This is a genomic window from Caballeronia glebae, assembly GCF_001545035.1.
Classification (GTDB): Bacteria; Pseudomonadota; Gammaproteobacteria; order Burkholderiales; family Burkholderiaceae; genus Caballeronia; species Caballeronia glebae.
Map to the genome: position 1 here is coordinate 110,586 of NZ_FCOJ02000011.1, position 12,289 is coordinate 122,874.

Genomic DNA, 12,289 nt, shown 5'->3' on the forward strand with positions numbered 1-12,289 from the left:
CGGGAGATGAACAATGAACAGTTGGCACTTCACGGGAGACACGCCATGAGCACCGCGCGGACATCCGCCACGTCGCGCGAACGCGGCATCGATGCCGCAAGCGAGCGTTACGCTCGTCCGGTGATCGCATTGCACTGGCTCATCGGGATCGCGATCATCGCGATGCTGTGCATCGGCTTCTATATGGTCGGCCTGCCGCGCGGGCTGCCGTTCAAGTCGGATCTCGTCAACTTCCATAAATCGCTTGGAATCACGGTTTTCCTGCTGGTGCTGCTCCGCATCCTGGCACGTCTGGCTTACGGCCGGCCGCCTTTGCCGCCGATGCGAACGTGGCAACGCGCCGCCGCGAGCATTACGCAGGCTCTTTTATACGTTGGCATGGTGGCGATGCCGCTCACCGGTTATCTCGGCTCGTCGTTCAACAAGTTCGGCACGAAGTTCTGGGGCATTGCGCTGCCGCAATGGGGCTGGGACGACAAGCCGATGCGGCAGATATTTTTCGGCATACACGAATATCTTGCGTGGATCATGGCCGCGCTGATCGTCCTGCATTTTCTCGGCGCGATGAAGCATCAACTGATCGATCGCGACGGTCTCCTGCGGAGGATGCTGCCGTGAAGATTCGCGTGCTCGGTTCATCGGCGGGCGGCGGCTTTCCGCAATGGAACTGCAACTGCCGCAATTGCGACGGCGTGCGGCGCGGCACCATTTCGGCGCGCGCACGCACGCAGTCGTCCATTGCTGTTACCGATAACGGCGAGGACTGGTTGCTCGTCAACGCGTCGCCGGACATTCTCGCGCAGATCGCGGCGAATCCGCAATTGCAGCCCGCGCGCCGCGTGCGCGACACCGGCATCGCGGCCGTCGTGACCATGGACGCGCAGATCGATCACGTCACCGGTCTGCTGATGTTGCGCGAGCGCGGCACGCCCTTGCCGCTCTATACGACCGACGCCGTGTGGCAAGACCTCTCGACGGGCTTTCCCATCACGTCGATTCTTTCGCATTACTGTGGCGTCGAGCACAGGCGCATCGCGCTCCATGGCGCATCGTTCTCCGTGCCCGAACTGCCGCGCGTGAGCATCGACGCATTGCCTTTGTCGAGCAAGGCGCCGCCTTATTCGCCGCATCGCGATGCACCGGAGACGGGCGACAACATCGGCCTCATGTTCACGAATACCGCTACGGGCAAGCGCGCGTTCTATGCGCCCGGACTTGGCGCGCTGGAGCCGCACGTGCTCGATGCAATGCGTGAAGCGGACTTGCTGCTGGTGGACGGCACCGTGTGGACCGACGATGAAATGATCCGCCTCGGTCTCACGAAGAAGACCGGCCGCGACATGGGCCATCTCGCGCAAAACGGTCCGGGCGGCATGATCGACGTGCTGGATTCGATCGAACGCGCGGGCGTGCGCCGCGTGCTGATCCACATCAACAACACGAACCCGATCCTCATCGAGGATGGACCCGAAAGACGCATTCTGTCGGAGCACGGCATCGAAGTCGCGCACGACGGCATGACCTTCGAGCTATGACTATTTCCGCATCAGGCACTGGAGACCGTTCGATGTTCGATCCGATGCTCAACCCGAGCACAGGCCCGATCTTCACGAAGGTGAACGACGCAGGCCCCGCATGGACGCGCGATGAATTCGAAGCGCAGTTGCGCGCGAAGGGCACGGCGTACCACATTCATCATCCGTTCAACGTGAAGATGAATAGCGGCGGCTGTTCGAAGGAGCAGATTCGCGGCTGGGTCGCGAACCGCTTCTACTACCAGATCAACATTCCGCTGAAGGATGCGGCCGTGATGTCGAATTGTCCCGATCGCGAAACGCGCCGCCGCTGGGTGCTGCGCATTCTCGATCACGACGGCCACGGCGATCAGCCGGGCGGCATCGAGGCATGGGCGCGTCTCGGCGACGCGGTCGGTCTCTCGCGCGACGATCTATGGTCGCTCCGGCTCGTGACGCCGGGCGTGCGCTTCGCCGTCGATGCCTACGTGAACTTCGCGCGGCGCGCGCCGTGGCAGGAGTCGGTGTGCTCGTCGCTCACGGAGATGTTCGCGCCGCAGATTCACAAGGATCGGCTCGCGACCTGGCCCGAGCACTACAAGTGGATCGAACCGGAAGGGCTTTCGTATTTCCGCTCGCGCGTATCGCTTGCCCAGCGCGATGTCGAGCACGGTCTCGAAGTGACGCTCGCGCATTTCACGACGCGCCGTGAACAGCAACGCGCGCTCGATATCCTGCAGTTCAAGCTCGATATCCTCTGGACCATGCTCGATTCCATCGAAAAGGCCTTTGTGCAATGAGCGACGCCAATCCGACTCAACGCAAGCAGGAAGCCGTCGAAGCGCCCGACGATTCGTTGCATCCGAAACTAAAACGCCTCTTTCGTCTGCAGTGGGAACCGGCGCAGAACGCGCACGTGCTGCTCTATCCGGAGGGCATGGTGAAGCTCAATCAGAGCGCATCGGAGATCCTTCTGCGCTGCGACGGCACGCGCGATATCCCGGCGCTCGTCGCGGACCTGGAGCAGGCATTCAACGCGACCGGCCTCGGCGACGACGTGCGCGCGTTCATCGCCGGCGCGCGTGCGCGAGGCTGGCTGGAGTAGCGTCATGACCGACTTGTCCGAACCGATCGCAAAACCCGAGCACGAAGGCGTGCCAATCGCGCCGCCGCTGTGGCTGCTCGCGGAGCTGACGTATCGCTGTCCGCTGCATTGCGTGTTCTGCTACAACCCGGTGAATTACGCCGATCACACGCGCGAGCTCGACACCGCTCAATGGATCGACGTATTGCGTCAGGCACGCGCGCTGGGCGCGGCGCAACTCGGGTTCTCAGGCGGCGAGCCGCTCTTGCGCGACGATCTCGAAACGCTCGTCGGCGAGGCGCGCAAGCTCGGCTTTTACACGAACCTCATCACCTCGGGCATCGGCCTGACGGAGAAGCGCATCGGCGCGTTGCAGGAGGCCGGGCTCGATCACATCCAGCTTTCGTTTCAGGACTCGTCGCAGGAACTCAACGACTTTCTTTCCAGCACGAAGACGTTCGACTACAAGAAGCGCGTCGCGGCGCTCATCAAGGCGCACGGCTTTCCGATGGTGCTCAACTGCGTGCTGCATCGCTATAACCTGCCGCATATCGGACGCATCATCGACATGGCGCTCGCGATGGACGCGGAGTATCTCGAACTCGCCAACACGCAATACTACGGCTGGGCGCACACGAATCGCGCCCAGCTCATGCCGACGAAGGAGCAACTGGACGAAGCGGAGGCGGTCGTCGAGCGCTATCGCAACGAGATCGGCGACAGGTGCAAGATCTTCTTCGTCGTGCCGGATTACTACGAGCGCAGACCGAAGCGCTGTATGAACGGCTGGGGCTCGGTGTTTCTCGGCATCGCGCCCGATGGCGCCGCGCTGCCGTGTCATACCGCGCGCTCGTTGCCGGGCCTCACGTTTCCGAACGTCACCGAGATGCCGATCAAGGACATCTGGTACGAAAGCGATGCGTTCAATCGCTTTCGCGGCTTCGGCTGGATGAAGGAGCCGTGCCGCAGTTGCGACGAAAAGGCCATCGACATGGGCGGCTGCCGCTGTCAGGCGTATCTGTTGACGCAAGATCCCGCGAATGCCGACCCGGTTTGCGACAAGTCCCCGCATCACGAGCGCGTGATCGAAGTCGTGCGCGCGGCGTCGGCGAGGCAGGAACCGCAAGCGCAACCCATCGTCTTCCGCAACGATGCGAACTCGAAACGCATCGCGGCGGAGGCCTCCGGACGTGATTCGAAAGAAGGGGAAGAGAAGCCATGATTGCCGACATCTCCGTGCTGCTCGTGGACGATCACGCCGTTGTGCGCGAAGGCTACAAGCGTCTGCTCGAACTCAGCCCCGACGTGAACGTCGCGGGCGAAGCGGCGGATGCGGCCGAGGCTTACCAGAAGTTTTGCGCGTTGCAGCCCGATGTCGTCGTGATGGATCTCGCGCTGCCCGGCGCGAGCGGCATCGAGGCGATGCGGCGCATGCTGGCGCGCGAGCCGCATGCGCACGTGCTGATCTTCAGCGTGCATGAAGAAGCGATCTTCGTGCGGCGCGCGCTCGATGCCGGCGCGCGTGGCTATGTGACGAAAGCAAGCGCGCCCGACGTGCTCGTCGAAGCCGTGCGTTCGGTTGCGCGGCGCGTTTCGTATCTGAGTCCGGACGTTTCGCAGGCGCTCGCGTTACGCGCCAGCATTCAGGAAGGACGCCAGTTATCGGCGCGCGAGTTCGAGGTGCTGCGATTGCTCGTGCAAGGTTATACGCTGCCGAGCATCGCGGAGAAGCTGGGCCTGAGCCAGAAGACGGTGGCGAATCATCAATCGGCGATCCGGCAAAAATTCGGCGCCGATAACGGCGTGCAACTCGCGCGGACCGCGAATCGGCTCGGCCTTCACTTCGCCGATTTCGCTTCGTCGGCCGCCGCTGCGTTCGGGCCTGAAGCGGGCAACGGCAGTCCCGCCTGAGCCGGCACGCGCGCGCAAAACAGAAAGCCCGCGCCCGGCTCGCTCGCGATCTGAAACGCGCCGCCGAGCGCTTCGACACGCTCGCGCATGCCGATTAGACCCAGCCCCTTGCGCGGCTTCGCGAGATCGACGCCCGGTCCGTCGTCGGCCATCGTCACGACGATTTCCTCCGGCGCGCGCGCGAGATAAATCTCCACGCGCGAAGCCCGCGCGAACTTCGATACGTTCGTCAGCCCTTCCTGCACGAGCCGGTAAAGCGTGATGTTGAGCGCATCGCTCAGCTTGTCGAAATCGCCATCGACGGCGAGCGTAAAGGTCGCATCGGGCAAGCGCTCGCGCCAGCCGTCGACGCAATGTTCGAGCGCGGTCGGCAAGCCGAATTCATCCAGCCCGATCGGACGCAGCCGGCGAATCATCCCGCCGATCTCGCGATACACGTGCGTCGCGCTTTGCATCAGCGCGAGCGACAGCCGATGAATCTCCGCCTCGCGCGAAGCCGACAAATCGCGAATACGCCCCGCATCGAGCGATATCGCGTTGAGGTATTGCCCGAGTTCGTCGTGCAACTCGCGCGCGAGATGACGCCGCTCGGTTTCCTGCGCGGCGAGCGCCTGACTGGCAAGCCTGCGGTTCTCCGCGAGCAGATGCTCGGCCTCCTCTTCCAGCGCGCGCCGCCTGCGCACTTCCGATTGCGCCTCGCGATAACGCCGCCACGCGAACCATGCGAAACCGATCGCGAGCACGACGAGCGTCGGCGGCAGTTCGTCGAGTTGAAAGCGCTCGGCGCTGCGCGTCATCCGATACGTGTACTCGCTGAAATCGAAACGCGCGAAGAGCGCGGCGGCGACGACCGTGATCGCGAGCACGCATGCGAGATCGCGCCACACCGGCGAGCGCGGCACGCGACGGTCGGCGTTTTTTGCGAGAGAGGGCAGGGATTCGGATGGCATCACGGAATGCATTCTACGCACGGCGTCATCGTGCGGTGCAGTGGATGGAACGCAATTGGGAACGCTTCCCTGCGCGATCGGGAAAAGCTCCCGGTCCACGCGCGCCTTCTTATGCGACGCTTTCATTGAAAGAAACATTCTCGACGCGTGGATCGAAATATAAGAGGAGACGATGATGAAGAGCATGCCGCGCCGGCCCGCGCCCGCGCATCCGTTCAAACCCCGAGCAGGGATGCGGCTCATCTTCGGCAGTGCATTCGCGAGCATCACCGTCGCCGCATGGGCGCAGACGCCCCCGCCCGATACCGCCGAAGCGCCCGCGCCTGCTTCGGCTTCGGTCGCGCAAGCCGATACGCCGCCGACCACCGAACTGCCTTCGATCATCGTTGTTGGGACCACGCCGCTCGTGGGCGTCGGCACGCCGCTCGAAAAAGTGCCGGCCAACGTGCAGACGATCAAGGGCGCCGAGATCGAGGCGCAGCATGCGCCGACGATTACCAACTACCTGGAGAAGAACGTCGTTAGCGTCGACACGAACGACGCGCAGGGCAACCCGTGGCAGACCGACATCAACTATCGCGGCTTCACGGCTTCGCCGCTGCTCGGCACGCCGCAGGGCTTGTCGGTGTTCATGGACGGCGTGCGCATCAACGAGCCGTTCGGCGATGTCGTCAACTGGGATCTGATTCCGCAGGCCGCGATCCAGACGATGCAGATCATTCCCGGATCGAATCCGACTTTCGGCCTGAACACGCTCGGCGGCGCCGTAGCGGTGATGACCAAGAACGGCCGCAGCAATCCGGGCGGCAACGTCGATGTCGGCTTCGGCTCGTTCGGCCGCAAATACGCGCAAATCGAGCAAGGCGGCGTGATCGGCGACCATCTCGACTACTACTTCACCGCGAACATCACGAACGACAACGGCTGGGCCGATCACAATTCGAGCAAGCTGCGCCAGGCGTTCGGCAAGATCCGCTACACCGACGCCGACACGACGATCTCCGTCTCGATGGGCGGCGCGGACAACACGCTGAACGGCTCGCAGACGATTCCGCGCTCGTTCATGGACAACTTTCGTCAGGCCTACACGTTCCCCGACACGAACGAGAATCAGGTCGGCTATCTGACGATCAATGCCGAGCACTACATCACGCCGAACGTGCAGTTGAGCGGCAACGTGTACTACCGCCACTATCGCAACAAGAACGTGAGTTCGAACGTCAACGAGGACTTCGACCCGGACGGCGACGATGCCGACGAACTCACGCAAGCCTTCAACGATCAGTCGGTGATCGTGACGGACAGCTACGGAGCGAGTCTGCAGCTCACGCTGCTCAACAAATTGTTCGGCCACGACAACCAGTTGATCGTTGGCGCGGCGGGCGACTTCGCCAATTCGCACTTCACGCAGGCCGAGCAGCCGGCGGTATTCGAAGAGAACCGCGCGACCATCGGCACCGGGCCGTTCGCGCCGACCACGGACGCCAAGACGCGCAACGAGAACTGGGGCATCTACTTCGAGAACACGTTCTCGTTCAACGAGCAATGGTCCATGACGCTCGCCGGCCGCTACAACTGGGCGAAGGCCACGATCGGCGACGAAAGCGGCGTGCAGCCGCTGCTCGACGGGAATCACACGTTCTCGCGCTTCAATCCGGCCGTGGGCTTCAACTGGAATCCGACGCCCTACTTCACCGCTTACGCCACGTACAACGAAGGCATGCGCTCGCCGACGGCCATCGAACTCGCGTGCGCGGACCCGAACGCGCCCTGCTCGCTGCCCAACGATTTCATCGCGGACCCGGATTTGAAGCCCGTGATTTCGAAGACCTTCGAGGTCGGCGCGCGCGGACGTATCGGCGGCCATACGACGTGGAGCGCGGCGGCCTACAGCACGACGCTGACCGACGACATCCAGTTCGTCAGCAGCCAGGGCGCGGCGAGCACGCTCGGTTATTTTCAGAACGTGGGCAAGACGCGGCGGCAAGGTTTCGAACTCGCGGGCCGCACGCAATGGGGACCGGTGGGCGTCGCGGCGAGCTATAGCTATGTGAACGCGACGTATCGATCGACGTGGACCGAGAGCAGCGCGAGCAATTCGAGCGCGGACGCCGACGGCAACATCACCGTGCATTCGGGCGACCGCATTCCGGGCATTCCGGCAAACACGGTGAAGATGCGCATCGACTACAACCCGATCGCGCGCTGGAATATCGGCACGAATCTCACGTATCGCAGCAATATCTTCGCGCGTGGCGACGAGAATAATCAGGACGTCAACGGCAGCGTCGCGGGCTATTTCCTGATCGATCTCGACACGACCTACAACGTGACCAAGCAGTTGCAGGTCTACGCGACGGTGAAGAACCTCCTCAACAAGCGCTACGCGAACTTCGCGATTCTCGGCCAGAACTTCTTCGACGGGCCGAATCACACTTTCAACAACGGCGCGACGACGAACGAGCAATTCCTCGGCGTGGGCGCGCCGCGCGGCGTGTGGGTGGGAATGCGTTACGCGTGGAAATGACACATGAGGCAGCGCGTCGATGCCGTCACGGACGGCCCGACGCGCCGCTTTTCGCTCAACGTCCGACGATCGACCCCGCGCTCGGCGGATACGTGACGATGCCCCACGCAAGCGGCAGATCGCCGATCTGCTTGACTTCCTTGTAGTCGGAGCCGTCGAGCACGTAGACCGCGTTCGAGCGCCCGCATGCGAGCAGCAGCTTCGAGCCGTCGGGCGTGAAGCTGAAGTGCCAGCAGCGCTGACCGACGGGCACGTCCTGCACATGCGCGTAGGTCGCGCCGTCGAACACCTGCAAGGTCTTGTCGCGCGACGCGGCGACGAGCAAGCGCTTGCCCGACGGATCGAACGAGACGCCATACGGACCCGTCTTCGTATCGACGGTCTTCACGGTCTTGAGGCTAGTGCCGTCGAGCACGACGAACTTGTTCGCGTTCTCCAGCGTGACGACATATTGCTTGCCATCGGGCGACCCCTTGATGCCGCGCGGACGCGAGCCCTTGGCGAGCTTCACCGTGCGCACCGGCTTGCCCGTTCCAACGCGATACACCGACACCGTGTCGTCGCCTTCGTTGGTCACGAGGATCAGCTTGCCGTCCGGCGAGAACTCGACGCCCTCGGTCTCATGGCCGCTCTTGACCGAATGCGTGACCTTCATCGTCTTAAGATCGACGATGGCGATCTCGGCGGGCGGCGAATTGGGGTCGTCGTCGTCCTTTTCCGGCTCGCCCGGCTTGGGCGGCCCGCCGCTTTCGCCCGGCTCGTAAGTCACATACGCATACGCGCCGAACACGCGCACGAACTCCGGATTCTTGCCGATCTTCACGCGCCGCACGACCTTGCCCGTCGACGTATCGATCTCCGACAGATCGCTCGTCACCTTGTTCGCCACGTAAAGACGCGTGCCGTCCTTGTTGAGCGACAACCCGCGCGGGCCGTCCTTGCCGACATCCCAGGTCTTCGTGAGCGAGAGGTTGTCGAGATCGATCACGCCGACGCCGGCGTTCTCGGTCGTCACGTAGGCGGTCGGCGCGGCGGCATGCGCGACGTTCGCAGCCAGTGCAACCGCGAGCGATGGTGCGATCACCGACGCGCAGGCAATGCGCGCCGCCTTGAATCTGACTTGCATGGTCGTCTCCAGCGGTTTCGGTACCGATTGTTCGAGTTCGTGGGCGCACGCGCGCCGCGCGGCACGGCGCGCGTGCTGGCAGCCCCAACTTAGCTAATCGGCGCGGCCAAGGCAACGGCATGAGCCGGGAGAAATTCCCGAATTCCGCTGAAATTTCGCGTGACGCAAATCTAGCGCGTCGCGGAGGAATCGCTCGCGAGGAGATCGACGAGCGCCTTCGCGCCGCGCTGCCACGACAAATCGGTGTTGCCGCGTATGTCGACCGATCGCTGGAAGAGCATCGCGCCGCTGTCCGCGTCTTCGATGCGCAGGTTCATGTTGAGGATGAGATTGCTGATCTTCTGCACCCAGCACACGCCGACGCGCGAAGCGCCGAGCGCTTGCGCCACGCGCCGCTCGCAGCCGTTGCATGCGTTCATGTCCTGCGTGTTTTTCAGCGTCGCGATGAGATCGCCCGCTTTCGCGTTGTCGGCGACGCGAAAGAGCGCGCGCTTGCTCAGGTCGTCGCGCAACGCGCCGCTCACCATCGCGAGGCGCTCGGTCTGAATGCGATCGATCTCGGCATCGTTGTAGGCGGCGTTATCGTCGATGAGCGTGCAGTCGAGCATCGCGATCGATTGCGGTGCGCTCTGCGCGAGCGCGTTAGTCATGATGAACGCAAGCGCGAGCGCGAGCATCGCGCGGACAGTGTGTGTCATGTGACAGCCTCGATGAAGGGCTTCCCGGCAAAAGCAGATCGCATGCCTGTCACGCGATAAGCGGCAATAAGCGGCGATCAGGATGCCGCGCGCAATGCTTCGTCCGCGATTGCGAGCCGCGAGGCCATCATCTTCACGACGAAGCGATGCCATTCCTGCGCGGTCAACGGATCGTCGAGCTCGATCTTGCGCAAGGCCGCGAGCGTGAGACGGCGCAGGCGCGCGGGTTCGTCGGCGACGACATCCGCGCTGCGCGGCGCGTGCGTGTACACGGCCATCTCGCCGACGATCGTGCCCGGCCCGAACGAGCGCAGCCGCACCGAGCGGCCATCGACAAGCGGCAGCGACACGGTCACGCGCCCTTCCTCGACGATATAGAGCGCATCGCCCGCATCGCCGCGACGAAAAAGCGCCTCGCCCGCGCCGACGTCGCATACGTCGAGACAATCCGCCAATCGCTGCAGCGCGCGCGCCGTGAAATGCGGTGCGAGCATCGTCCGAAAATCGCCGGCTGGCGTACGCGGTTCGAGCGTGCGCGTCGATGTGGCGAGCTGCTGCGCTTCGATCCATTCGAGGCCGGCGTCGAGCGTGTCGAACTCGTGGATGCCGAGCGAGAGCGCGCCGGTGCGCCCGAGCAGCGCGCGCGAATTGCGCGGCAAAGCGGTCAGCACGAGATCCGCGCCGATAGCCGCGCACGCCTGACGCAGCTTCACGAACGCGAGTGACACGGACGCGTCCATGCCGTTGGTCCAGGCGAAATCGAGCACGACGTAACGCACCGGACGCGGACCGTGCGAGCGAATGCGCTCGCGAATGCGCTGCAGCATCGAGTTGGCGGAGCCGAAGAAGAGAAAGCCTTGCAGACAGACGCCGCAGATCTGATCGCCGCGATCGATCAGCAAGCGCGTTTCCTCGATGCTGCGCTCGACATTCGAAGTGCGCGTGCGGCCGTCGAACTCCATGCGCACGCAGCCCGCGCGGCCATAGAGCAGCGCGAAGGTCACGCACGCCGCCACCACGCCCGCGACCACACCCGCGATCACGCCATAGAACGCGATCACCGCGAGAATCAGCGGCACGAGCAGATACTCGTGCCACGTCAGCTTTCGATACGCGCCGACGAGCCAGTCCATCATGAGACGCAGCCCCATGTAGATCTGCATGCCGACGAGCACCGGCACCGGAAAGAGCGAGACGAGATCGGGCGATGCGATCAGCAGGAACAGACACGCGAGCGCGGCGAACACGCCCGCGGCGCGGCTCGTCGCGCCGGCGCGCGCGTTGAGCATCGAGCGGTTATACGACTGATAGCCGACCATGCCGCCGAAGAGACCGCTCGCGATGTTTGCAAGACCCGCCGCGCGCATCTCGCGATTGAGGTCGATGTCCTGCCCCGTGGCCGCGCCCATCGCCGTCGAATTCATGATGATCGTGATCGCCGACACCGACGTGACGATGAGCGTCTCGGGCAAGTGCGCGACGATCGCGTGCCAGTCGATCTCGCCGCGCGCGAGCGATGACGGCAGATGAAGCTCGGGAATATGCAGCGCGTGCGTCGGCACATGCTGAAGCAGCAGGCCCATGTCGCGCGCATCGTCGGGCGAGATGCCGGCGACGTGCAGCAGCACGTAAAAGAGCGCGATCCCGATGGCGAGCGTGATCGGCAATGCGGCCGCGTGCCGCCAGGTGCGCGCGAGAATCGTCGCGAGCGCGCCGACGAAGAGCGCGGGCGCCCATGCGAGCCAGTGCAGGTGCGCGAGCCTCGGCAACGTGTGCCAGTCGAGCGCCACACCCGTCAGCACGCGAAACGCACCCGCGATCAGCAGATAACCGGTGCCCGCGAGAAAACCGCCCATCACCGGATAGGGAAGGAATTGCAGCGAGCGGCTGCGTCTGGACGAACCGATCGCGAAGAGAATGAGGCCCGTCACGAGCGAGCACAACGCGATGGCGACCAGCACCGTCAGCAGAATGACCGTGGGCGTGCCGCCGTTCGCGCGCACGCTGCTCGCGACGCCCGCCGCGACGCCCACGAGAAACGCGGTCGCATTGCTGTCCGGCCCGCCGATGTTCATGCGCATCGAACTCGTCACCGCGATGACGAACGCGGTCACGATGCAGCTCACGAGCGCGGTGGGCACGCCGAGTTCGGCATAGCGCGCGAGATCGGCGCTGAAGATGAGCGTGCCGAGGCTCATCGCGTAGCACAGCATCATGAGCGTGGACACGGTGCCCGCAGTGATGTCGCCGACGAGCGCAGCCATGCGCGGCATCGCGCGCGCGAGGACAGTGCGATGTGTCGTGACTGGCTTCACGGCGCCTCCCGAACCGGGAAAACGGCAGACGTACAGGCTCGAACGCAACGTGCGCCGCAAAGTATCCGCCGCGCGCGAAGACACTGTCAATTTCTCGCGCCACACATGCGCATCAGCGTGTGCGAACGCGCTTTCCTCTGACGTGAACGCGCTTCGCGGTGGAT

11 protein-coding genes are annotated in these 12,289 nt (G+C 64.0%); 7 read left to right on the forward strand and 4 right to left on the reverse strand.

The window, feature by feature from the left end; translation table 11 throughout:
• Nucleotides 1-45 precede the first annotated feature (45 nt).
• From AWB82_RS10340 to AWB82_RS10365, 6 genes are read left to right on the forward strand one after another with little or no spacing between them, the layout of a single operon-like run.
• The gene (locus AWB82_RS10340) at nucleotides 46-618 is read left to right on the forward strand and encodes a cytochrome b (protein WP_086967035.1); all 573 of its coding nucleotides are present in this window, start codon (nucleotides 46-48) and stop codon (nucleotides 616-618) included.
• A complete protein-coding gene (pqqB, locus tag AWB82_RS10345) occupies nucleotides 615-1,535 on the forward strand; it encodes a pyrroloquinoline quinone biosynthesis protein PqqB (RefSeq protein ID WP_086967036.1) in 921 nt (306 codons plus the stop codon). Before AWB82_RS10340 ends, pqqB begins: the two co-directional genes overlap by 4 nt.
• A gap of 32 nt (nucleotides 1,536-1,567) precedes the next feature.
• Nucleotides 1,568-2,314, forward strand: coding sequence for a pyrroloquinoline-quinone synthase PqqC (gene pqqC / locus AWB82_RS10350; protein WP_086967037.1), 747 nt, complete (start codon nucleotides 1,568-1,570; stop codon nucleotides 2,312-2,314).
• Nucleotides 2,311-2,619, forward strand: a complete 309-nt coding sequence (pqqD, locus tag AWB82_RS10355; RefSeq protein WP_235023248.1) for a pyrroloquinoline quinone biosynthesis peptide chaperone PqqD — start codon at nucleotides 2,311-2,313, stop codon at nucleotides 2,617-2,619. Before pqqC ends, pqqD begins: the two co-directional genes overlap by 4 nt.
• A gap of 4 nt (nucleotides 2,620-2,623) precedes the next feature.
• Nucleotides 2,624-3,820 carry a pyrroloquinoline quinone biosynthesis protein PqqE gene (pqqE, locus tag AWB82_RS10360; protein ID WP_086967038.1) on the forward strand — a complete coding sequence of 399 codons (1,197 nt, stop codon included), beginning with the start codon at nucleotides 2,624-2,626 and terminating at the stop codon, nucleotides 3,818-3,820.
• Nucleotides 3,817-4,509, forward strand: coding sequence for a response regulator (locus tag AWB82_RS10365; protein WP_086967039.1), 693 nt, complete (start codon nucleotides 3,817-3,819; stop codon nucleotides 4,507-4,509). Before pqqE ends, AWB82_RS10365 begins: the two co-directional genes overlap by 4 nt.
• On the opposite strand, the gene AWB82_RS10370 is transcribed toward AWB82_RS10365, so the two are convergent.
• Nucleotides 4,437-5,459 carry an ATP-binding protein gene (locus tag AWB82_RS10370; protein WP_086967078.1) on the reverse strand — a complete coding sequence of 341 codons (1,023 nt, stop codon included), beginning with the start codon at nucleotides 5,457-5,459 and terminating at the stop codon, nucleotides 4,437-4,439. The genes AWB82_RS10365 and AWB82_RS10370 overlap by 73 nt on opposite strands.
• Nucleotides 5,460-5,631: 172 nt before the next feature.
• On the opposite strand from AWB82_RS10370, the gene AWB82_RS10375 reads away from it, so the two are divergent.
• Complete coding sequence (locus AWB82_RS10375; RefSeq protein WP_407642986.1) at nucleotides 5,632-7,986, forward strand: TonB-dependent receptor; 2,355 nt, start codon at nucleotides 5,632-5,634, stop codon at nucleotides 7,984-7,986.
• A 55-nt stretch (nucleotides 7,987-8,041) separates the two neighbouring features.
• Here AWB82_RS10375 and AWB82_RS10380 read toward each other — a convergent pair whose 3' ends face one another.
• From AWB82_RS10380 to AWB82_RS10390, 3 genes are all read right to left on the reverse strand, one after another.
• Nucleotides 8,042-9,112, reverse strand: coding sequence for a beta-propeller fold lactonase family protein (locus AWB82_RS10380; RefSeq protein WP_086967041.1), 1,071 nt, complete (start codon nucleotides 9,110-9,112; stop codon nucleotides 8,042-8,044).
• A 170-nt stretch (nucleotides 9,113-9,282) separates the two neighbouring features.
• Nucleotides 9,283-9,810 carry a DUF3280 domain-containing protein gene (locus tag AWB82_RS10385; RefSeq protein ID WP_143756699.1) on the reverse strand — a complete coding sequence of 176 codons (528 nt, stop codon included), beginning with the start codon at nucleotides 9,808-9,810 and terminating at the stop codon, nucleotides 9,283-9,285.
• 77 nt (nucleotides 9,811-9,887) lie between these two features.
• Nucleotides 9,888-12,083 carry a SulP family inorganic anion transporter gene (locus tag AWB82_RS10390; protein WP_086967079.1) on the reverse strand — a complete coding sequence of 732 codons (2,196 nt, stop codon included), beginning with the start codon at nucleotides 12,081-12,083 and terminating at the stop codon, nucleotides 9,888-9,890.
• Nucleotides 12,084-12,289: the final 206 nt, after the last annotated feature.